This window comes from Undibacterium sp. YM2, from assembly GCF_009937975.1.
Lineage (GTDB): Bacteria > Pseudomonadota > Gammaproteobacteria > Burkholderiales > Burkholderiaceae_D > Undibacterium.
The window spans coordinates 2,709,440-2,730,461 of record NZ_AP018441.1; the positions used below are offsets into that span (position 1 = coordinate 2,709,440).

Here is a 21,022-nt window from a genome sequence, read left to right on the forward strand (position 1 = left end):
TGGCGAGTCTGCAAACTTATTCTACCCTTTGAAAATTCATGATCCAATTGGTTTCCCAACTGATGCCGCCGTCCACAGAGAATGCCTGCTCCCAGCGTGGCTGATCGGGAGCGGGCATGCTCCAGATAAAACGCACACGTATCGGTTTTCCCGCAAAAGTATCGTCAACATAAAACATACCCGCGCCATTCTCAAAACGTCCCTGCATGGGAGTATCCAGATGCGTGGGGTAGCGACCATCCAGCCACCAGATGGACCAGATGCCTTTTTCTATATCGAACGAACGCAGAGTTGCTGCACGATATGTGCAGCCCGGCATGTCAAGTACATTGTCATCCATATTGCCAGCCCCTCCAAGGATAGCGATGACGGACGTGCTCCCATTAAACTCCAGCCACTCATCACAACTGGCAAGCCGCTCCTTGAGGCGGCGATGCCTTACCTGCCAGTTGCCTATAAAAAAATCAAAACCCCTGGCTCCGTCTGCGATGCTGACAGTATTTATTGTTGTGTTCATGTTTCCTCTTTTTGATGATCACACTCCGGGCGAAGTGACAGAACGAAGGATAAAGTGTATATAGGACATAATTTATCCTATTTAAAATATAAACTAGCCGCATGTCTCAAAATTATCAGCCAACCACACGTGTTCTGGCCCTGCTGGAACTCTTGCAAAATCATGGGCAAGTCAGCGGAGCAGAACTGTCGCAGATGCTGGAGATAGACCGGCGCAGTTTACGTCGCTATATTGTGACTCTGGAGGAAATGGGCATACCCATCATGACTTCACGCGGACGCTTTGGGGGTTATTCCATCATGCCGGGTTTTAAATTGCCACCCATGATGTTCAATGAAGAAGAGGGCTTTGCCATTTCCATTGCCTTGACTGCGGCGCGACAATTGAAATTGCTGGATGTCGCGCCATCCATAGAAAGTGCGCAGTCCAAACTGCAAAGAATTTTGCCAGACCAACTCAGGCAAAGACTGCGGGCGGCGGATACCGCAATAGAACTTAATCTCCAGCCTGCGGCAATGCCGGCAGACAAGGAGGTATTGGTAAAACTAAGTCACGCGGTCGCGCACAAGCAAAGCATCAATTTGCAGTACAGGAGTGTCAGCGATATGGTAAGTGAGCGTAAGCTTGACGCCTATGGTCTGGCTTTTCATGCCACGCACTGGTATGTCGTCGGTTTTTGCCATTTACGGCAGGACATACGCAGCTTCAGACTAGACAGGGTGATGCGGGCCGAATTACTGAGCCAACAATTCACTTCTCCTCCTGATTTCAGCGTGATCAGTTATTTGCGCAGCGCTGTGGCGAGTATTCCTCGTGCCTATAGCGTAGAACTCCTGCTCAAAACAGATATGCAGTATGCACGCAGATATCTGTCAGATGCAATTGCCGTTCTCGAGCAAACGACCGGAGGGGTATTGCTATACAACCAGTCAGAGGATTTAAGCTGGTTTGCCAGGCAACTGGCGGCCTTGCCTTTCGATTTTGAAGTACGCAAACCAGCGCAGTTGCAGGATGAGCTCAGGAAGGTGGCTGAGCGGCTGTTGAAAAATTGCTCATAAAACCTGTTTGAAATGCCACATTTAATTCAAATTCTTCTTTGAATGAAGAAATTATTCTTTAAATGGCTTGTTTGTTGGGCTGAACTGTGACAAGATGGCATGGTAAAAATAAAAATATTTGGAAATTGGCAAGAAATGTACACCCAGATTAATCATCAGTCGCTGAATCAGACCAACGCTGGCTACATGGCGCGGGCTGTAAGCCATTTGCGCATGTGGATGCGCATTGGTGAAGGTACGGTTTCAGCTAATGACTTGGCGACAGAGGAAGTCGCTGCGCAGCTGCCTGTTGGCAAGCATGCCACAACCACAGATTTTTGCGCACAGGATAGCGGCTGGGAGCTGGCGCTGCGCAGGACTATCATGATGGACATTCGGGGGAGCAATCCTTGAAATCAGAGTAGCAGACAAGCTGCTTACTGAATCAAAAGCTGAAAAGCCCGGTTGCCCTTAAAGCTCCGCGCTTTTTGCCTTTAATGGTTTTTAGAGATATTGCTTTGAGAAGCGAACCTTAAAAGCCGAGTAGTAGAACCCGCCGTTTGGCGGTCGTGCCGGGAAACGCCGGATAACACGGGATTCTTTAACAATTCGGGAAGATGTATCGAGAGGCCTTGCCACTGTGTGTTCAAAGCATGCAGCAGGGAAGGGATGTGCTGTGAATATCATGTGGTATTCACAGCATGTTAAAAGTGACCTGAGTCAGGTGATGCAGGTCATTTTTAACATGCTGCTGCACTTCATTTTGCGATGAAGCCTATACTTCGAGACATGGATAACTCTTCGTTAGAGAAAAATACCCATGCCGGAATACAGCAGCACTTTGTCATCCTATAAAAACAAGAAAAATAGAAAATTATGTTTATGATTTATTGGTCCATCTGCGTAGATGGAAAAGAGCAGGCATGCTCGCAGGAGTTTGGTAGTGAAAGTATGGCGGATGCGTTGCGATTCACTGAGTCCTTGCGGGCAGAGCGGCGGCAGGGGGCAGCAATCCGCCATATCACCATGTCATGTGAAAACCCTGATTCCGTTGGCCATGCAGGTGTTGCTGACGCAGGACCTGAATACTCCTGGAAAAAGCGTCGTTAAATGCATTTGAAAGTTAATTCGGCTGAAATTTGATCATCATGCCTTACAGCATCAGCAAATCGTGGCTACAATGAAAGAGCATGTCGCTGGTGAACACCTATCAATCCGTCTTCCCAAATTGGAAAAACATCCCAAACAAACAGGTGATGTATGCAACAAATATTGGTTTTGGATATAGCAGGAGTACCCTATGACTGGATAAGTCAGAATGATGCTGCGACTCAGTACGCCGCAAAAAAAGTGGCATGGGATATAGGTGACCAGGTCATCATGCTGCGTGGTGGTTATAACAAGGATGGCGTGCAATCAAAGATCTTCATCAAGCCCATCATTTCCATACGTAATAGTGAACGCATGTCCAGGAACAGCCGTCACCAGATACCTTTGGGAGATGGAAATCGCCTGCTGTATGCAAGAGACAGACATATTTGTGCCTATTGTGGTGAGACTTTTCCTTATCAGGAATTGTCACGCGATCACATTCTGCCAACTTCTCGTGGTGGAAAAGATGTCTGGGAAAATTGCGTAACCGCCTGCAAGGAATGCAATCACGCCAAAGGTAACAAGTTCGTGCATGACTTCAAACCTTTGATTTATGTGCCGTATGCACCTTGCCGTTTCGAGCATTTCATCCTGAGCGGCAGGAATGTGATTGCTGATCAACTGGAGTATCTTTCAGCGAAATTACCCAGACACAGTCGTCTATTGTAGCGAGTGGGAGCATGAGTCCTTGATGTGTGTAAACGGACTCATGCTTTTTAAAATTCAGGATTTAATTCAAGATGCACGATTGTCATTGTAATTTATAAAATGTATTTACAATGCATGTTATGTGGGGTATGATGGCCGCACATTAACTTTGAATTTCACCGCTTGTTTAAAGTCTTTCATTTTCATTTGGCTTTAAACATGTATTTAAAATACATTTATATAATTGAATATGTTAAACATCAATACAAAAAATCTAGTAAAAGCCACGGTACCGGTATTGAAGGAACATGGTGTCGCCTTGACCCGCCATTTTTATGCGCGCATGTTTTCACATAACCCGGAATTGAAACCTGTCTTCAATCAGGGTAATCAGCAATCTGGCAGTCAGCAACAAGCTTTGGCAATGGCGGTATTGGCGTATGCCGAACATATTGATGACCCTTCGGTCCTGATGCCGGTTTTGACTCTGGTCGCGAACAAGCACGTCAGCGTTGGCATCAGGGCAGAGCATTATCCTGTTGTTGGCATGCATCTATTGGCATCGATCAAAGAGGTATTGGGAGACGCTGCCAACGATGAGTTATTGGCAGCCTGGGCCGCAGCGTATGAGCAACTGGCAGATATATTGATTGCACAAGAGAGCGCCATCTATGCAAAAGCTGCAATGACCCCAGGTGAGTGGACAGGATGGCGTGGCTTCATCGTCAGCAAAAAAGTAGTGGAAAGTGAAGAAATAACGTCCTTCTATTTGCAACCTGCAGATGGTGGATCGGTGCCTGATTACAAGCCAGGTCAGTACATCTCAGTCAAAGTATTTGTTCCTGAATTGGGTATGATGCAACCGCGTCAGTACAGCCTTTCATGTGCGCCTGGCCAAGCCTATCTGCGTATATCCGTCAAACGTGAGGCTGCAATGGCGACCAAACCCGCTGGCCTGGTTTCCAATGTATTGCACAGGGATTGTCATGAAGGTGCATCAATTGACGTGGCGCCACCTATGGGGGATTATGTCTTGCATGAGGACAGGGATACACCCGTGGTTCTGATCAGTGCTGGTGTAGGTGTAACTCCCAAACTTGCCATGCTGGAGCATTTACTCAAACGAAACACCGGGCGCAAAATTCGTTTCGTGCATGCTTGCAGGCATGGTGGAGTACATGCATTCAAACAACAAGTTCGTGAATTGAGCGAGCAATACGGACAGATAAAATCATTGACGTATTACGAGGTGCCGCGCGCAGAAGATCTGCAGTCCATAGATTATGATCAGCAAGGGCGACTGGATCTGCAGACTGTGGCGAGTGATTTTATTTTACCTGAAGCCGATTATTACATCTGTGGACCGCGTCCGTTCATGCAAGCGCAAATCGCCAGTTTGCAGAGTCTGGGCATCACATCTGCACGTATTCATAAAGAGGCTTTTGGAAGTGGCGGATTTGCACACTGATGAGCCACCGCAATATGAGGCTTTGTGTAATTTGAAACCTATGCTATTGCCTTGCTTTAACTCTGTATTAATGTGATTTCTCGGATCAAATAAAATCAGGTGATGGTACAGTGCGCAATTCATGTTGCTAACGAATTGCGCACTGACTCAATCTGAATTTGTTCAGGAACGGGTAATTGGCAAGCCTAGATCTTCATTCAGGCTGATGTGCTTGGCCAGTTCCAATTTGGCGATTGCATTTCTGTGCACTTCATCCGGGCCATCTGCCAGGCGTAAAGTACGGTTGCCTGCCCATTGTGCTGCCAGCGGGAAGTCGCCAGAAACACCGCCAGCACCGTGCGCCTGTATCGCCCAGTCCAGCACTTGCTGAGTGACGTTCGGTGCAAGAACCTTGATCATGGCGATCTCTGCCTGCGCATGCTTGTTGCCTACGGTATCCATCATGTACGCTGCCTTCAGAGTCAGCAGGCGTGCTGTGTCAATTTGTATGCGCGACTCTGCAATGCGTTCGCGCCAGATGCTTTGTTCCGAGATTTTCTTGCCAAAGGCAGTGCGGCTGTTCAGGCGTTTGCACATCAATTCCAGCGCGCGCTCTGCGACACCTATGGCGCGCATGCAGTGATGGATGCGGCCAGGGCCAAGACGACCCTGGGCAATTTCAAAACCACGGCCTTCACCCAAAAGAATATTCGATGCAGGCACACGTACGTTTTCAAACAGGATTTCGCAATGACCATGTGGTGCATCGTCGTAACCAAAAACGGGAAGAGGGCGTACTACCGTAATGCCCGGGGTTTTGGCATCCACTAATATCATCGATTGTTGCGAGTGGCGCGCAGCGTTGAAATCAGTCTTGCCCATCAATATATACACGGCACAACGCGGATCACCTGCGCCAGATATCCACCACTTATGACCATTGATGACATAGTCATTACCGTCGCGGTCTATGCGGGTTTCTATATTGGTGGCATCAGATGAAGCAACGCCAGGTTCTGTCATGGCAAAGGCAGAGCGGATTTCGCCACGCAAGAGTGGTTCCAGCCATTGTTTCTTGTGCTCTTCGCTGCCATAGCGTTCTATGGTTTCCATATTGCCGGTGTCAGGTGCGGAGCAGTTGAATACTTCTGGTGCCCAGCTTACACGGCCCATGATTTCGCACAGCGGCGCGTAATCCAGATTCGACAAGCCTTCTGGCGCACGTACCGATTTTGGCAAGAATAAATTCCACAAACCTTGTGCACGCGCTTTCGGTTTTAAATCTTCAATGATCTGGGTGGCGATCCAGCGATTACCTTTTTCCAGACCATTGCGGTCAATTTCTTCTTTATAGGCTTTTTCATTGGGATAGATATGTTCATCCATGAAACGCAAGAGCCTGGCTTGCAAGTCTTTACAGCGATCTGAGTATTCGAATTCCATGTTGTCTCCAATAATATTGTCGTTTTGCGCTGCTTTGGAACTGAGAGTATGTGCTGCCTCAATGGGTGACTATTTTTTAGCGTAGCTCCAGCCCAGTTCAGCCATGGGGCGTGCCGCTTCGCCAGATTTCTTGGCCTGGGCGCTGGATGCTGTGCCATCAACATAGCGTTTCATGATGCCCTGCAAAATCCCCGCCATGCGGAACAGGTTATAGGCAAGATAAAAATTGAAATCTTCCTGGCGTATGGTTTTACCTGTACGCTCGCAATATTTGGCAATGTATTCCTGCTCGTTCGGTATGCCCAATGCCTTGTGATCAAGACCGGCAATGCCACGGAACTGGCCAGGGGTTACATGCCAGCTCATGCAGTGGTAAGAGAAATCAGCCAGTGGATGACCGAGTGTTGATAGCTCCCAATCCAGTATCGCCATGATGCGTGGCTCGGTCGGGTGGAACATCATATTGTCGAGGCGGTAGTCACCATGCACAATACTGGTGTCGTCGCCAGGCGGGATATTATGCGGCAGCCATTCAATAAGATTGTCCATGGCTTCGATTTTTTCAGTCTCGGAAGCACGATATTGTTTGGTCCAGCGATCTATCTGGCGGGCAAAATAATTGCCTGGCTTGCCGTAGTCGGCCAGACCAATAGCGGCATAGTCGATGGTATGCAATTGCGCGATGACGCGATTCATTTCGTCGTAGATTTCACCGCGCTGAGCTGGCGTCATGCCGGGCAGCGATTGATCCCACAGCACGCGGCCATCGACAAATTCCATGATGTAGAAGGCGCGGCCTATGACATCTTCATCGGCGCACAAGGCATATTGGCGCGCAGCGGGAAAGCCTGCCTTGTTCAAGGCATTCATGACTTTGAATTCACGTTCTATGGCATGGGCAGAAGGCAGCAGTTTTGCGACCGGACCAGGTTTGGCACGCATGACATAACGCTGATCACCCGCACTGAGTTTGAAAGTAGGGTTGGACTGCCCGCCCTTGAATTGTTCCACCACCAGCTTGTCTGCCAGCGTAGCGTCGAAACCTTCCACATGCTGACGCATATAGTCTGCCAGTGCCGCCACATCAAATTTTTGACGTTCAGCTACCGGCATGGTGCCCATGAATTCTTCAAACATCGGTGTCTCCCAATTGTTTCAGTTTTTGTATGATCTTACTCCTGGCACAGGTGGATGTGCTGGATGAGCTGAAACTATTCTAACTCAAATAATAGAACGTCCGTACTATTATTTGAGTTGTGAGGAAACCTGTTTGTATTATTGCCTGTTTTTGATTCGGGACCTGTCTACAGCAAATTCAATACTCCATCCAGGCCCACAAAATTCAACGCCACATCTGCCTGTGCACGCACCACAGGCTTGGCCCGGAATGCGACTGACAGGCCAGAAATTTTCATCATCTTCAAGTCATTCGCACCGTCACCCATGACGATGGCCTGGCTGGTGGGAATGTCCATCTCATTACAGACGCGCTCCACGGTTCTTTGCTTTTCATCAGCATCGACAATGGTGCCTATGACTTTGCCAGTCAATTTGCCGTCCTGAATTTCAAGCACATTGGAGTGGGTGTAGTCCAGATTCAGGCGGGACTTCATGCGGTCGGTGAAGAAAGTAAAGCCGCCGGACACCAGCAAAGTCTTGAGACCGGCTTGCTGTATGGCCTTCAACATCTGATCCGCCCCCAGGGACAATTGCAGACGTTCGTCATACACGCGTTGCAGAGCACTGGCATCTAGTCCTTTGAGCAAGGCGACGCGACGGATCAGGCTTTCCTGGAATTCCAGTTCGCCGCGCATGGCGGCTTCGGTAATTTCTGCGACTTGGGGTTTTAAACCTTGCATGTCAGCGATTTCATCGATGCATTCTATTGTGATCAGGGTTGAATCCATATCCATGGCGATCAGCTTGAAATCTGATATGGCAAGTTGCTGGTCCAGAGCCGTGATATCCAGTTGAGCAGCAAAGCAGCTTTCGCGTATTGAGCTCAAGGTCTGTTCATCATATTCTGCATCATCGAGGCGCACTGCATGGGCATTCAATTGCACCAGTTTTGCTCTGGTCTGGCTGACGATATCCTGGATGAGTGCGGTGTTATTGCTGAGCGTATTGTTCAGGCCTTGTATGGTCAAATGCATAGTAGTCTCTTTTTATTCACTTATTTTATTCGCTGATTTTATTCACTTATTTTATTTAACTAATTAGTGCAGTGCCTTGATGGTAGCCTTGATCTGGGCTACGCGGCTGGCAAGGTCGGGCATGATGGCAGTGATGCGCAACTTGTCCTGACCATTGAGTTTGATGTTTTTGTTTTTTTGTACCAGTTCTATGATGCGCATGCCATCTATCGGTGGTTTGGGTTCAAACTGCAGGGTCGCGGCTTCGCTGTGCGCATCTATCTTGATGATACCGAGAGGTTTGGCTGCGACGCGCAGTCTGTGTGTTTCCAGCAGTGATTTCACGGGTTCTGGCAGTTTGCCAAAGCGGTCTATCATTTCTTCCTGCATGTCATCAATGCCATTGGCGCTGCTGCAATTGGCCAGGCGTTTGTAGATGGACAGGCGTTCATGTACGTCACCACAGAATTCATTCGGTAGCAGGGCAGGGATGTGCAGGTTGATTTCTGTCGTGGTCGACAGCGGTGCTGCCAGATCGGGTTCCTTGCCATTCTTCAGTGAGCGTACTGCTTCACTGAGCATGTCGGAATACATCTGGAAACCTATCTCATGCATTTCACCAGACTGGTTATCGCCCAAGACTTCACCTGCGCCACGAATTTCAAGGTCATGCATGGCCAGGTAAAAGCCGCTACCCAGTTCTTCCATCTGCTGGATAGCTTCAAGACGACGATTGGCCTGTTTGGTCAGGCTTTGTACATCATGCACCAGCAAATAGGCATAGGCCTGATGGTGGGAGCGACCTACGCGGCCACGCAATTGATGTAACTGCGCCAGGCCAAATTTGTCGGCTCTATGCATGATGATGGTGTTGGCAGTGGGTACGTCGATACCGGTTTCGATGATCGTAGTACACAGCAAAATATTATGGCGTTGGGCCACAAAGTCACGCATGACTTTTTCCAGGTCACGCTCATGCATTTGGCCATGTGCCACGACAACGCGTGCCTCTGGCAGCAGGGCTTCCAGCATGGCCTTGCGGTTTTCTATGGTTTCGACTTCATTGTGCAGGAAATACACCTGGCCGCCACGCTTCAGTTCACGCAAGCAGGCTTCGCGGATGACGGAATCATCTTCGCCGCGAACAAAAGTCTTGATCGCCAGCCGCTTTTGCGGTGCTGTCGCGATGACAGAAAAGTCGCGCAAGCCTTCCAGTGCCATGCCCAGGGTGCGTGGTATTGGTGTCGCTGTCAGCGTCAATACATCGACTTCTGCACGCAAAGCCTTCAAGGCTTCCTTCTGACGTACACCAAAGCGGTGCTCTTCATCAATGATGACCAAACCAAGGCGCGAGAATTTGACGTCATCAGACAGCAGTTTATGTGTGCCTATGACGATATCAACAGTGCCGTCGCCCATACCTTTCATGGCAGTGCTGATTTCCTTACCAGAACGGAAGCGTGATAATTCGGCAATTTTCACCGGCCATGCGGCAAAGCGGTCAGCAAAAGTCTGGGCATGTTGTTCGGCCAGCAGGGTGGTAGGTGCAAGGATGGCGACTTGCTTGCCACCCATGACTGCTACAAAGGCGGCTCGCAGGGCGACCTCTGTCTTGCCAAAACCAACGTCGCCGCAAATCAGCCTGTCCATGGGCTTGCCGGATGTCATGTCACCAATCACAGCGGTGATGGCGGCTGCCTGATCCGGTGTTTCATCAAAGCCAAAGCTGTCAGCAAAGGCTTCATAGTCACGCGCAGAATATTCAAAGGCATGGCCCTGGCGCGCAGCGCGGCGGGCATACAGGTTCAGCAGTTCTGCGGCGGTATCGCGAATTTGCTGAGCCGCTTTTTTCTTGGCTTTTTCCCACTGACCAGAACCCAGGCTGTGCAAGGGTGCGTCATCTGGCGAAGCACCGGAGTAACGTGAAATGACATGTAATTGCGATACCGGTACATACAGCTTGGTATCTTTAGCGTATTCCAGATGCAGGAATTCAGTTTCACCTTCACCCAGATCCATGCTGATCAGTCCCATGTAACGGCCTATGCCATGGTTGCTATGGACGACGGGATCGCCAATTTTAAGTTCTGACAGATCGCGCACCATGTGCTCAACCTGAGTAACTGCTTCCTGCTTTTTACGGCCTATGCGTTTGCCACTGCCAGCATAAAGCTCGGCTTCGGTAATAAACGCCAGACCATCGGCCAGCACAAAGCCCGCATGCAAGGGCGCAACGCCCAGCATCAGCTTGGCATCTGCCGTGGCAAAGTCGGTATAGCCTTCACACAGGCTCAGGCGGATATCGTATTCAGTGAAATATTGCTGCAAGGTTTCGCGCCTGCCCAGAGTCTCGGCGCAGATCATTACGCGTTTATCTGTTTGCAGCAGGAAGGAGCGCAAGTTCGTCAGCGGATCATCGGCGCGGCGATTGACGGCGATATCTGGTAAAAAGCTGGACACTTCTGAAGCCGCAGCGGCCTTATCTGTGGCCGCGATAGTCCAGCGTGCCAGCGGTTTCATCGCAGCAAAGAAGTCTTCGTCGCGCAAAAATACGATTTCTGGTGCCAGTACCGGACGCTCTCGGTCAGACTTTAAAAACTGATAGCGTGAGCGGGTATCGTTCCAGAAGCGTCTGATCGCATCGTCGATATCACCTATCAAGGCAAAATGCGGCGCTTCTGGCAGATAATCAAACAGGGTAGCGGTTTGTTCAAAGAACAGCGGTAGGTAATATTCTATGCCAGCTGAAGGTATGCCATTGCCTATATCTTTGTAGATGCTGGAACGTGAAGGATCACCTTCAAAAGTTTCGCGCCAGCGGCTGCGAAAGGCAGCTCGCGCAGGTTCATCCATGGGGAATTCACGCCCAGGCAGCAAGCGTACTTCCGGCACAGGGTAGAGCGAACGCTGGGTATCGGCATCAAAGGTGCGTATGGTTTCTATGGTGTCGCCAAACAGATCCAGACGGTAAGGCAGGGCCGAACCCATGGGGAACAAGTCGATCAGGCCGCCGCGCACAGAATATTCACCTGGAGACATGACCTGGTTGACATGGCTATAACCTGCCAGCGTAAGCTGGCTTTTTAGCTTCGCCTCATCAAGACGGTCACCTTTTTTGAAAAAGAAGGTGTAGGCTGCCAGGAAAGAAGGCGGGGCCATGCGCAACAAGGCCGTCGTTGCCGGTGCCAGCAAGACATCGCAATTGCCATTCTGGATTTCATGCAGGCTGGCCAGACGCTCAGACACCAGGTCCTGATGCGGTGAAAAGGCGTCGTAAGGCAGGGTTTCCCAGTCTGGCAGCAAATGGCAGCGCAGTTCTGCATTAAACCAGGGGATTTCATCCAGCAGGCGCTGGGCATCTCCTGGGTTGGCGACAAAAATGGTCAGCATGCGCTTGTCAGCCTTGAGCGCCGTCGCTGCTTGCGCCAGGGCATAAGCATCGGAAGAACCATGCAAATTGGGGAGTGCCAGTTTATGGCCGGGTTTTGCTAAGGATTTGCTGAAATCAAATGACATTGCGGCTATACATGTGGAATGCCGTAAAAGCTGCTTACGGAACAAGATACGCGGTTAAAATGAGCGCCTAATTATAAACGAAGGGGCTCTTTCTTATCGGGGCAGCCCCAAGAGCTTGTGACATTCATGGAAAAACAATTGCAAGAACATCATTTTGACGCGGAAAAGCTGATAGATACACCTCGCTATGTTACGCTGATTCCTGCTGCGGGCGTGGGTTCGCGTATGGTGGCAACTAGACCTAAGCAATATATGCGTATAGGTAGTAAATCAGTTTTGCAGCACACTGTCGATGCCTTCCTCAAGTTTTCCAAAATACAGCACACCTATGTCGTCGTCAGCCCGGATGATGCTTATGTTGATGAATATCTGGCAAAAGCAGAAAACCTGAGCGTCTTGCGTTGCGGTGGTGCCAGCCGCCGTGATACGGTCAGAAATGGCTTGAGCGAGTTAGCCAGTACTTTGAGTAATCAGGACTGGGTACTTGTACACGATGCCGCCAGGCCGGGTTTGACATCTGGCCTGCTGCAGCATTTAATTGATAGTGTTGCTGACGATGCAGTTGGCGGCTTGCTTGCACTGCCTGTGGTTGATACCGTCAAGCGGGTGGAAAACGGCAAAGTACAAACCATACCTCGTGATGGCTTGTGGCTGGCACAAACCCCGCAAATGTTCCGTTATCAGTTGTTGTGCGAGGCCCTGGATGCGGCAGATCAGGTTACTGACGAAGCCAGTGCTATTGAAGCTGCTGGCCATGTCCCCATACTGGTTGAGGGGCATGTGCGAAACATGAAGCTGACTTTGCCCAGCGATATGGCATTAATCACCCAATATTTGAATAGCCCGCAAGAATAAAGGAAGCTTGATGCAAAATAAGATGTTACCGTTCAGAATAGGTCAGGGTTATGACTGTCATGCATTGGTGCCTGGTCGTAAATTGATTATTGGTGGTGTGACTATCCCTCACACCACAGGTTTGCTTGGGCATTCAGATGCGGATGTGTTGTTGCATGCGATTACCGATGCGCTGTTTGGTTCAGTCGCCTTGGGTGATATAGGCAAGCATTTCCCGGATACCGACACCCGTTTTGCCGGTGCTGATTCGCGTGTTTTACTGCGTGAGGCTGTCAAACGTATTCATGCCGCAGGTTATGAGGTGGGCAATCTGGATGCCACCATCATTGCCCAGGCACCGAAGATGGCACCGCATATTGCAGGCATGGTGGCAAATATTGCAGAGGATATGCAGGTTGATATCAGTCAGGTCAATATCAAGGCAAAAACCAATGAGCGTCTTGGTTACCTGGGTAGGGAAGAAGGCATAGCTGCCGAAGCCGTGGTACTGGTTTTTCCACGAGTCAGCAACTAGACTGCAAGTAAGCTGCAAAAAGCTAAGCTGCAACGAAGTTAAGAATGTTCCATCAAGGAGATACGATATGAAACAAGAACAATTGAAACATCTGCTGGGCCTGTTGCATCAAGAACTGGCAAGCACTGAAGCGGTTGATGATGAGTTGAGGTCCTTGCTGGAGAAATTGAATGAGGATATTCAACATGTCCTGGCGACTACGCAGAGTCATGATGACCCTGTGTTCGCGGCCTTGAGTGAACGCTCGCAGGCCCTGTCAGCGAAATTTGCTGCACAGCACCCCAAGCTGGAACCAGCTTTGCGTGAACTAGGTACCATGCTTGAAAAAATTGGTGTTTGAGAGGCCTTCATCAATCCCGCTTCGCTTTTAAAACCGCCGCTGGCGGTTTTTTATTGCCTGATGGGAAATGAAATTACACTATAACCACGCTAAGTCAGGCACCAGCGACTCTTGAAGAAAAAATATCTCGAACCGAAGAGATAAAAGAACAAAGATAGCAAACGCAAACAATAGAGAGTAGCTCTGCTACAATACGCGGTTAGCCTATTGAAATGGGTGCTTGCAGGCTTTATATGGCTAGGTATCTGGGCCTTTCATGGGTTTCTCATTTCAATCTTGTCGCAATAATGCGCAATTACTCTATTTATTTGTCATGCAAATCACACAAAATACCGCTGTTACTTTGAATTACACCATGTTCAGTGCTGAGGGCGAGGTCATAGACCAGAATCAGCAGCCCATCGTTTATTTGCATGGTGGATATGATAATATTTTGCCAGCAGTGGAAGCCGCGCTGGATGGTAAAGCCGTAGGCGACATAGTCTCTGTGACTTTGGCACCAGAAGAAGGTTTTGGCGAGTTTGATCCAGAATTCGTGCGTGAAGAAGATATCAGCGCTTTCCCTCCTGATATCGAAGTTGGCATGATGTTTGAAACACGTGAGCCAGAAACTGGCGAAACCATGCAGTTTCGCGTTACTGCTATCGATGCAGGTGTGGTCACAGTCGATGGCAACCACCCCCTGGCTGGCATGACCATACGTTTCGATGCAGAAGTGCTGGAAGTTCGTGAAGCCACTGACGAAGAAGTTGTGCACGGTCACGTACATGGCGAACACGGTCATCATCATTAATTTGTATGCACAGGATTAGCTGAATTCTGGCTTGTCCTTGCATAGGGGATTCCATATACATGGTTTCCCTTATTCTTCGCTGCTGATCTGCAGTGTCAATTCAAGTCCAAGTGCAAGCCAAGGGTGTGTATGAAAGACTATTATTTTATTCTCGGTATTGCCACCAATGCGAGTCTGGCAGACGTCAAGAAGGCGTTTCGTCAAAAGGCTGCAGAGTTTCATCCAGACAGAAATGATTCTGAACTGGCGCCGGAAAAATTCCATGCGGTCAAAGAAGCTTACGATATTTTATCGGATGAGGCAGCACGTACTGCCTATGATGAAAATCGCAGGCGCAATTTGCTGGACTCTCCTATCGAGACAGCGACCGAAATCTGGAAAAATTATTTATCAGGAGTATTGCAGTGAAATTGTCACGTTTTTTTGAAGATATTATTCCGCTCTATAAGGCTGAATTGGAGGATTTGAAATCCGATTCCGAGGGCAAAAACGTGCTCAAGGCCAGATTGCGTGAAAAGGCGGAACAACTGCCGATGTTGCTGCCCATGATGGCCAGTAACCCAGAAATGTTGGCAGTCGCTTTCCATCAAGGCTTCATTTTCATGAATCCATTGACGATGGAATCATTGATCACCAAAGAAGCCAGCAAATTTCCTTCCTGGAAAACTTTGTCAGCAGCAGTCAAGCTGGAACCTTGGGCTGAACCACTGAGTCGCATCGTCCTGAAAGACCCTGACGGTGAAGCTTTCCTGGTAACGGCGGCAGCACTGGAATATCTGAACCGTAGCAATACTACGCGCAAAGCTGGTGCCAGTGATGCTGCTGGCGCTGACGAGGATGAGGATAAAGAAGCCAATGAGGAAAATGAAGAGTTGAAAGAACATGGCGATCTTGATGGCCAATATGGCAGGCATGGTCGCGATGACGGTGATGATGGTGATGATTATGATCTGGGCGAAGCCGGTGCAGACTGGTTGGCTGAGCAAGGTTTTGACCGCAAAGAATAAGGAGTACAGATGAATTATCCTGCATTAATCGAAGCCCAAAGCCTGGTCAAGGCGGGTGACATCGCCGGTGCTGAACATGCACTGGCCAATCTGGCCGAAACCGAAGGCGACAAAGCGCTGGTAGCCGCGCTGGATGAATTTCCCGCCAAGGATTTGCTGGCGATTATCCGCGAATACGATGCATCGAAAGAGTCTTTGGTGAACCTGCTGGTCACCCCTGAGCAATTTGCCCAGGCCGTGGTGTTGGAACGCCGCTATGGCGACCAGACCCATGAGCAATTGCGTGGCATGGTCAATTCCGTCATTTTCCGTGACGGCGCTGACCCGGCAGAATTTTTGTATGAAATCGCCGAAGTGGAGGGCGGCTATGACGCTCTCGTCGACTACCTGCTTGACAGGGCGCAAATGGTAGAGCATTTCTACCGCTATGCGACTTTCGATTTGTATGAATATGGCGATGACAACAAAACACAGGCTCGTGATGATGATTTGCTGAACCTGACACGTGACACCGAGAGCCTGGCATCGCCTTTGGATATGGCAAATCTGGAAGATCATGATTGGATGCAGGTGACTTACATCCTGCGTTATGAATTGCCTGAAATCTTCCGCGAAGTGTTGATGAAATTGCGTGCGCGTTACAAGGCTTATCAAGCCAGCCTTGCACAAGATGAATTATTGGAAGGCGGCGAGGGCGGCACTGAAGAAGAGCAGGAAGAACGCCCTAAAAACAATGATGATGGCGACGACAAGGATGATGACGAAGAGTCAGCCTTGTAATTGTTGATGTTATTTTGATGCACGTGGCAGGCAGGATTTTTTCTGCCTGCTTTTCATTTCCATAGTCTGCTTCTATTCTGGTATTTATGCCTGAAAATACTTTTGAAATTGCCCTGCTTGATAATCGCCCCTATTTTGAAACGGCGCTGCGTTATGGCGTGCAAAAGGCGATTATTTCCACCACCAAGATTGCTGCGATTGAGGCAGAAGCCCCAAAAGGCATGGTGCAGATAGCGGATGCTTTCGGCAGTAAATACCTGCGTCCTGAAATTGAAGCGGCACGCAAACGTATCGTCAACCTGGCTAGCTTGTATCTGATCGAAACCACAAAGGGCGACCTTGAACTGGCTGCCAAGATGATACGCGATAATACCTTTTTGACTTTGTCGCGCGGCGGTTCTGGCTTGCTGAAAGCCTTGTTCGCCATGCCGGAATATGCTTTACTGGGCCACGAGGCCAAGGGCAAGGTAGAAGATTTTCTGGAAGCCTGGTCACTCAAGGAAAAGCCGATTGAATACAGGAACACGCTCGAACACCGGCAAATGAATGCGCTGGAAATCGAGGCTGGTTACTGGTTTGGTGAAGAACTGGGCTTGTCTGCCAGTTACCTCAAAGAAGAAGATGTCGAGGCTGTCTCCGTAGTCCGCACTGCCTTGTTGTTGCAAATGTTTGGCAAGCCTGAAGCGACACTGCAAAATCAGGTGGAGTTCGCCAGCCTGATCGACTCTATCCGTGCATATACCGCAGCAAAATTGAAGAAGGCTTTGTCAGCCATTGATCTGGCTGATATCCCTGAGAAATTTCATGTCATCGTCGAGCGCGTAATGGGTGAGATCAAATCACACGATCTGCCGCGTCTGCAGGATAAATCGGCATCTCTCGACAGGCTGGTATTTGAGCTTAAGGACCGCTACTATTTGCGCGACCATGAAGTCGAAGATACTTCTGAATACGATGCCCTGGTGTCCAAGGAGTGGACCAAACTGACCAAGGGTAAAACCGATATTGATTCACTCATTACCCTGTTCGTTTGCATCACTGGTGAAATACCACCTAAAACGACTTTGCCAGAAAAGACCGCAAAAAGCCTGGTGAAAAAATTCCGTGATCAGGGCTTTAATCCTGAGCTGGCAACAGACTGGATTAAAACAGCAGCACCTCACGAAAAGCAGGAAGGTTTGCTGGAAGACTGGAATAATTTCGTCGAAGAAGCAAGTAATTATTTAATGGATGACTGGGATACCAATTACACGGGAGCCATGCGTTTCCTGGATGCGAATTGTCATATTCAAAAAACAGTCAAGAAATAAATCCCGATGCCGGATTGAGTTCTTGTTGCAATTTAATTCGGTATGCTTTTGTGTCATTTCGAGCCCGACAAGACACCGTATCAAGTCAATATCTTTCGATTCAAATTTGAATTTTTCATTTTTGCCCCGCCCTGGCAGTTGCAGTATTTTGCAGTTCCGGGTGTTCGGCAAGCATTTGACCTTGCATGGCCGTGATGCGGCGTAGTTTCTCTTCGCCCTTGGCAATATCTGCAGCAGGAATGCCCATATCGCGTGCCCGGACTATCGCTTCACGCAGGCGTGGTATTTCTTCATTCGCAGCTTTCACATAGGCGGCATACAGACGGCTATTTTGTCTGGTTTCATATTGCTGGTAAGCCTTGGTATCGGCAAGTTCGGCTGCCGTGGGTGTTTCCTGCATCGCATCCTCATGCTGGATGGGCGGCGTGCGCGGATCGCCATCGCGGGTGGCTACCAGACTCTGGGCCGCAGAAAGCTCGGGCCCGGTAGGCAGTAGTGGAACAAATTTTCTCTCCTCTACCGATTCAGGAAATGGTGGCGGCCAGGAAGATGTCCGCATCTGCTCAGGCCTGCCGGTTGCAGTGGTGCCGGATGGAGAAACTGTTTCTGGATGGCGGGCTTGGCTATCTTCAGCTTGCGGCCAAAGTTGCCAGATCATCAGTGTTGCAGTTGCAAGGATGGTCATCGCAATGAGTATGCCTTTGTTCATAAATACATTGCCTCACAATTTCAATTAATTTGTCAGTACGGTTTTGTAAACGTCGATTCTTGCATTTTTACGTAATTGCGCTTGCAGAGCAGATAGCTGATGGATCGCTTTTTCCTGAGCAAGTGCCCGGCTGGCTTGATAACGTACTTCTTCTGAGGCGGGGTCCTGGTAGCCTTCATTGCGTTGTTCCACAAGCACAATTTCCCAATGGGCTTTCTCATCAGGTGCAACGGCGGCGCGAATGGGGGCGGACACTTTGCCGGGCTCTTGCATGTAAGCCAGTTGCTCCAACCAAGATAGTTGTCCGTTGTGAACAATCATGCCCATGTCGCCGCCTTGCCGGGCATCTGCCGCAGTGGAATATTGCTGTGCCAGACCGGCGAAATTGCTGCCCTGGCGCGCCAGTTCGGCAACCTGCCTTGCCTGTGCTTCATTGTCGAGGCGGATGTGGCGTGACCTGACAGAAACAATGCGTTTAAATTCTTCCTTATGGTTGCGGAAATAGGCTGACACTTCTTTTGGTTTTACCTCGGCAGCGAGCTGGTTTAAAAGCCGGCTTTCTGAATCGGTATCAGCGCCTATGCCATGCAGACTCTTGATGGCTCTGACCGAATTTTGTTCCGCAACTGCCTGCCGCAAATCCTTGAGTGCCGCTTCGCCAAAACGCAGGCGCGCCCAGTCAAGCACATACAGGTTGGCCAGATAAAGCTGGGCTTGCTGGCGTATGAAGTCACGGTTGCGGTTAAAAAACTCTACTCGCCCTTGCACATTCTGGCGGCGGAACACATCATAAAGGCTGATGTTGGTGGCGGCTGCAAAGTTGCAGCGCAGGACGGTCACTTGGGCGGCGGCAGCCTGTTGGGCTGTGCCCAGGGTGTAATCGAGTATCACTCTGTTCCTGGGGCCGAAAACACTGTTCAGTTCATCTTCTCCCAGCTTGCCCTGTTCCTGTATCAGTGCATCAAGCCTGCCACCAGGGAGTTTGTTGATGGCTGCTTCCAGATCCTTGAGATAAACGGTGCGCAAATAGCCACTTAGCTGGTTATCCAGCATGACATCCGGCTCGAAGGCTACCCGGCGGGACGCTTGCAGTTCTTCATCAGAAAACTGGCTACGCATTTTGTCAGTGAGCAGACGATTATTGATGATGCTGTCAAGGATGTCAGTGCTTCTGGTTTTTGGTTTCTCCAATTGCGCCATCTGGGTAAGTACATCCAGTGTCAGTCTGTAAACCGGCGCGCCATTGAGATGTACTGCCAACTCGGGCTGCTGCGCTATTTGATTCAGTTTTGTTGCTGGGACAATATCTACCGCCACTGCGGCGGCAGATATTGTCAGGCACATGACAGACAGGCAATAGCCTGTAATGCGCATACTCCATTGCAGGTTATGGCCTGGTCTGTACATGGTAACCTCAGCTATTGAGACGGTTGGCAGCGCGGTTCAATACATGAACCATCATGGCAATGGCGTGCGGCACTACCAGGCGACCAACGCGGACGCGGTCATTCTGATCGGTGGAGGACAGCACGATGCCACCGTTTTGGTAAGAATATGTGCCACCCTGTGTCAGCAACTGGCGTATGTCGGTCGCATTTGCAGCCAGGGGAGTGAAGTCAGCCATCGCTGCAGCAACCAGGGCTGGGTCATTCAGTTGTTGGCTATCGTAATAGCTGCTGACCCACTGCTCCCAACCTGAATGATTGCGGGCTGAAGTAGTCCAGGTGTGATGCGGTTGCAGCAAGTCGGTGGAATGCATGACAAACCCCAGGCTTTGCAGGCTGGGGCTGCTCAAAAATTGCTGAAACCAGTATTGCGCCAGGTTGTCTATGGGCTGGAATGGGATTTTTTCAAAATCAGCATACTGACTGGGTGTGGAGTAGCCGCCCAGACGGTAATGCGCTTCGGTGACGCCGTAAGTGTTGTACTTGCTATTGTCGCCAAACCAGCCCTTCATGCCGCCAGGGCCATCATCAAGATAATCGCCGACCAGCCAGGACGCTGCCAGATTATCCACATCGCCAGCGACAGTGAGTTTGGCATAGTTATAGCCACCAAATGGATTGCCATGCACATCAGGGCCAGCAGTATGGTTTTGGAAATGCCAGTAAGAAGTATATTTGACGATACTTTGTGCTGCGCCCCAGATGGGTGCCAACTGGCAATCGCCGGTCACTGCACCACAAATATAAGTGTCGGCAAAATCGTCAACATCATAGGCACCCTGGCCCATGGCCGTGGCGAACTGATCCACGGTAATGCCTGCCCGCGCCAGACCACTGGCCAATGCTTTGTAATTGGTTTTGTCGGGATTGTTTTTCATGAAGTTGACGGCATCGATAGCGATTCGGCGATGGGTCTCTTGCAAGAAAGCATGTGCAGGGGTAAAACAACAGAGCAAGGCGGTGACAGCAGCCAGTTTGAAAACGGATTTCATGGAACGTCCTTCAGATTTGATTTGTGAAAAGGAGCGAAACTCAGACCGCTGAAATGATTGCCGTGACAAACTCCCGCTCTTTACAGAGCGAAACCGGAAGCAGCCGCTGGCATGTGTAGATATTGGAATTTAATAATTTCAGCGAATTGGCTTTTTAACATGGAGGAAAACGCCAGCATTACTGTTTTCTCTAGAAGTTGACCTCTAGTTTTCCGTAATCAATATGTCATTTTTTGTGCGTAGATATAAGAAAAAGTAATCTTTTTTGATTGCTGTGATGCAAACTTCGGGACGCGCACAATGCTGAGGAATCTCAGACAGGATATGAGGTTGAGGCTGACTTGTTAATGCATTGCGGTGCAGCAGATATTCCTTGAGGAATAAT

General features: G+C 49.5%; 21 protein-coding genes. 13 read left to right on the forward strand and 8 right to left on the reverse strand.

Annotated elements, in window-relative coordinates; all coding sequences use genetic code 11:
- Positions 1-16 precede the first annotated feature (16 nt).
- A complete protein-coding gene (locus tag UNDYM_RS12315) occupies positions 17-517 on the reverse strand; it encodes a DUF1579 domain-containing protein (RefSeq protein WP_162041289.1) in 501 nt (166 codons plus the stop codon).
- A gap of 101 nt (positions 518-618) precedes the next feature.
- Here UNDYM_RS12315 and UNDYM_RS12320 point away from each other — a divergent pair, with 101 nt between their 5' ends.
- From UNDYM_RS12320 to hmpA, 5 genes are all read left to right on the forward strand, one after another.
- A complete protein-coding gene (locus tag UNDYM_RS12320) occupies positions 619-1,575 on the forward strand; it encodes a YafY family protein (RefSeq protein WP_162041290.1) in 957 nt (318 codons plus the stop codon).
- 135 nt (positions 1,576-1,710) lie between these two features.
- A complete protein-coding gene (locus UNDYM_RS12325; RefSeq protein WP_162041291.1) occupies positions 1,711-1,968 on the forward strand; it encodes a hypothetical protein in 258 nt (85 codons plus the stop codon).
- A gap of 462 nt (positions 1,969-2,430) precedes the next feature.
- A complete protein-coding gene (locus tag UNDYM_RS12330) occupies positions 2,431-2,664 on the forward strand; it encodes a hypothetical protein (RefSeq protein WP_162041292.1) in 234 nt (77 codons plus the stop codon).
- Between the two features lie 150 nt (positions 2,665-2,814).
- Positions 2,815-3,375: an HNH endonuclease gene (locus tag UNDYM_RS12335; RefSeq protein ID WP_162041293.1), complete on the forward strand. Its 561-nt coding sequence runs from the start codon at positions 2,815-2,817 to the stop codon at positions 3,373-3,375.
- A 229-nt stretch (positions 3,376-3,604) separates the two neighbouring features.
- A complete protein-coding gene (gene hmpA / locus UNDYM_RS12340) occupies positions 3,605-4,822 on the forward strand; it encodes an NO-inducible flavohemoprotein (RefSeq protein WP_162041294.1) in 1,218 nt (405 codons plus the stop codon).
- 162 nt (positions 4,823-4,984) lie between these two features.
- Here hmpA and UNDYM_RS12345 read toward each other — a convergent pair whose 3' ends face one another.
- The 4 genes from UNDYM_RS12345 to mfd all read right to left on the reverse strand — a co-directional run bounded on the left by UNDYM_RS12345 (position 4,985) and on the right by mfd (position 11,892).
- Positions 4,985-6,244 carry an acyl-CoA dehydrogenase family protein gene (locus UNDYM_RS12345; protein ID WP_162041295.1) on the reverse strand — a complete coding sequence of 420 codons (1,260 nt, stop codon included), beginning with the start codon at positions 6,242-6,244 and terminating at the stop codon, positions 4,985-4,987.
- Positions 6,245-6,313: 69 nt separating this feature from the next.
- Positions 6,314-7,381 carry a phosphotransferase family protein gene (locus tag UNDYM_RS12350; protein ID WP_162041296.1) on the reverse strand — a complete coding sequence of 356 codons (1,068 nt, stop codon included), beginning with the start codon at positions 7,379-7,381 and terminating at the stop codon, positions 6,314-6,316.
- A gap of 167 nt (positions 7,382-7,548) precedes the next feature.
- Positions 7,549-8,397, reverse strand: coding sequence for a phosphoserine phosphatase SerB (gene serB, locus UNDYM_RS12355; protein WP_162041297.1), 849 nt, complete (start codon positions 8,395-8,397; stop codon positions 7,549-7,551).
- 63 nt (positions 8,398-8,460) lie between these two features.
- On the reverse strand, positions 8,461-11,892 hold the full coding sequence (gene mfd, locus UNDYM_RS12360) for a transcription-repair coupling factor (RefSeq protein ID WP_162041298.1): 3,432 nt from the start codon (positions 11,890-11,892) through the stop codon (positions 8,461-8,463).
- A gap of 126 nt (positions 11,893-12,018) precedes the next feature.
- Between mfd and ispD the strand changes: the two genes are divergently transcribed.
- The 8 genes from ispD to UNDYM_RS12400 all read left to right on the forward strand — a co-directional run bounded on the left by ispD (position 12,019) and on the right by UNDYM_RS12400 (position 17,491).
- Positions 12,019-12,747 (forward strand): 2-C-methyl-D-erythritol 4-phosphate cytidylyltransferase, encoded by a 729-nt coding sequence (gene ispD / locus UNDYM_RS12365; protein WP_162041299.1) that lies wholly within the window; start codon positions 12,019-12,021, stop codon positions 12,745-12,747.
- A 10-nt stretch (positions 12,748-12,757) separates the two neighbouring features.
- Positions 12,758-13,261 carry a 2-C-methyl-D-erythritol 2,4-cyclodiphosphate synthase gene (gene ispF / locus UNDYM_RS12370; protein WP_232064038.1) on the forward strand — a complete coding sequence of 168 codons (504 nt, stop codon included), beginning with the start codon at positions 12,758-12,760 and terminating at the stop codon, positions 13,259-13,261.
- Between the two features lie 67 nt (positions 13,262-13,328).
- Positions 13,329-13,601: a DUF4404 family protein gene (locus tag UNDYM_RS12375; RefSeq protein ID WP_162041300.1), complete on the forward strand. Its 273-nt coding sequence runs from the start codon at positions 13,329-13,331 to the stop codon at positions 13,599-13,601.
- A 313-nt stretch (positions 13,602-13,914) separates the two neighbouring features.
- Positions 13,915-14,394 (forward strand): peptidylprolyl isomerase, encoded by a 480-nt coding sequence (locus UNDYM_RS12380; protein ID WP_162041301.1) that lies wholly within the window; start codon positions 13,915-13,917, stop codon positions 14,392-14,394.
- Between the two features lie 129 nt (positions 14,395-14,523).
- Positions 14,524-14,802, forward strand: a complete 279-nt coding sequence (locus UNDYM_RS12385) for a DnaJ domain-containing protein (protein WP_110253570.1) — start codon at positions 14,524-14,526, stop codon at positions 14,800-14,802.
- On the forward strand, positions 14,799-15,401 hold the full coding sequence (locus UNDYM_RS12390) for a hypothetical protein (RefSeq protein WP_162041302.1): 603 nt from the start codon (positions 14,799-14,801) through the stop codon (positions 15,399-15,401). Before UNDYM_RS12385 ends, UNDYM_RS12390 begins: the two co-directional genes overlap by 4 nt.
- 9 nt (positions 15,402-15,410) lie before the next feature.
- A complete protein-coding gene (locus UNDYM_RS12395; protein ID WP_162041303.1) occupies positions 15,411-16,181 on the forward strand; it encodes a hypothetical protein in 771 nt (256 codons plus the stop codon).
- A gap of 86 nt (positions 16,182-16,267) precedes the next feature.
- Positions 16,268-17,491 carry a hypothetical protein gene (locus tag UNDYM_RS12400; RefSeq protein ID WP_162041304.1) on the forward strand — a complete coding sequence of 408 codons (1,224 nt, stop codon included), beginning with the start codon at positions 16,268-16,270 and terminating at the stop codon, positions 17,489-17,491.
- 115 nt (positions 17,492-17,606) lie between these two features.
- Here UNDYM_RS12400 and UNDYM_RS12405 read toward each other — a convergent pair whose 3' ends face one another.
- Genes UNDYM_RS12405 through UNDYM_RS12415 form a run of 3 tightly spaced genes read right to left on the reverse strand, consistent with a single transcriptional unit; the run spans position 17,607 to position 20,637 of the window.
- Complete coding sequence (locus UNDYM_RS12405; RefSeq protein ID WP_162041305.1) at positions 17,607-18,200, reverse strand: hypothetical protein; 594 nt, start codon at positions 18,198-18,200, stop codon at positions 17,607-17,609.
- A gap of 24 nt (positions 18,201-18,224) precedes the next feature.
- Positions 18,225-19,607 carry a peptidylprolyl isomerase gene (locus UNDYM_RS12410; protein ID WP_162041306.1) on the reverse strand — a complete coding sequence of 461 codons (1,383 nt, stop codon included), beginning with the start codon at positions 19,605-19,607 and terminating at the stop codon, positions 18,225-18,227.
- A 7-nt stretch (positions 19,608-19,614) separates the two neighbouring features.
- Positions 19,615-20,637, reverse strand: a complete 1,023-nt coding sequence (locus UNDYM_RS12415; protein WP_162041307.1) for a phospholipase — start codon at positions 20,635-20,637, stop codon at positions 19,615-19,617.
- Positions 20,638-21,022: the final 385 nt, after the last annotated feature.

Coding starts and splice junctions, on each gene's coding strand:
- UNDYM_RS12315 (WP_162041289.1), bottom strand. CDS start 517: ATGAACACAACAATAAATACTGTCAGCATCGCAGACGGAGCCAGGGGT.
- UNDYM_RS12320 (WP_162041290.1), top strand. CDS start 619: ATGTCTCAAAATTATCAGCCAACCACACGTGTTCTGGCCCTGCTGGAA.
- UNDYM_RS12325 (WP_162041291.1), top strand. CDS start 1,711: ATGTACACCCAGATTAATCATCAGTCGCTGAATCAGACCAACGCTGGC.
- UNDYM_RS12330 (WP_162041292.1), top strand. CDS start 2,431: ATGTTTATGATTTATTGGTCCATCTGCGTAGATGGAAAAGAGCAGGCA.
- UNDYM_RS12335 (WP_162041293.1), top strand. CDS start 2,815: ATGCAACAAATATTGGTTTTGGATATAGCAGGAGTACCCTATGACTGG.
- hmpA (WP_162041294.1), top strand. CDS start 3,605: ATGTTAAACATCAATACAAAAAATCTAGTAAAAGCCACGGTACCGGTA.
- UNDYM_RS12345 (WP_162041295.1), bottom strand. CDS start 6,244: ATGGAATTCGAATACTCAGATCGCTGTAAAGACTTGCAAGCCAGGCTC.
- UNDYM_RS12350 (WP_162041296.1), bottom strand. CDS start 7,381: ATGTTTGAAGAATTCATGGGCACCATGCCGGTAGCTGAACGTCAAAAA.
- serB (WP_162041297.1), bottom strand. CDS start 8,397: ATGCATTTGACCATACAAGGCCTGAACAATACGCTCAGCAATAACACC.
- mfd (WP_162041298.1), bottom strand. CDS start 11,892: ATGTCATTTGATTTCAGCAAATCCTTAGCAAAACCCGGCCATAAACTG.
- ispD (WP_162041299.1), top strand. CDS start 12,019: ATGGAAAAACAATTGCAAGAACATCATTTTGACGCGGAAAAGCTGATA.
- ispF (WP_232064038.1), top strand. CDS start 12,758: ATGCAAAATAAGATGTTACCGTTCAGAATAGGTCAGGGTTATGACTGT.
- UNDYM_RS12375 (WP_162041300.1), top strand. CDS start 13,329: ATGAAACAAGAACAATTGAAACATCTGCTGGGCCTGTTGCATCAAGAA.
- UNDYM_RS12380 (WP_162041301.1), top strand. CDS start 13,915: ATGCAAATCACACAAAATACCGCTGTTACTTTGAATTACACCATGTTC.
- UNDYM_RS12385 (WP_110253570.1), top strand. CDS start 14,524: ATGAAAGACTATTATTTTATTCTCGGTATTGCCACCAATGCGAGTCTG.
- UNDYM_RS12395 (WP_162041303.1), top strand. CDS start 15,411: ATGAATTATCCTGCATTAATCGAAGCCCAAAGCCTGGTCAAGGCGGGT.
- UNDYM_RS12400 (WP_162041304.1), top strand. CDS start 16,268: ATGCCTGAAAATACTTTTGAAATTGCCCTGCTTGATAATCGCCCCTAT.
- UNDYM_RS12405 (WP_162041305.1), bottom strand. CDS start 18,200: ATGAACAAAGGCATACTCATTGCGATGACCATCCTTGCAACTGCAACA.
- UNDYM_RS12410 (WP_162041306.1), bottom strand. CDS start 19,607: ATGTACAGACCAGGCCATAACCTGCAATGGAGTATGCGCATTACAGGC.
- UNDYM_RS12415 (WP_162041307.1), bottom strand. CDS start 20,637: ATGAAATCCGTTTTCAAACTGGCTGCTGTCACCGCCTTGCTCTGTTGT.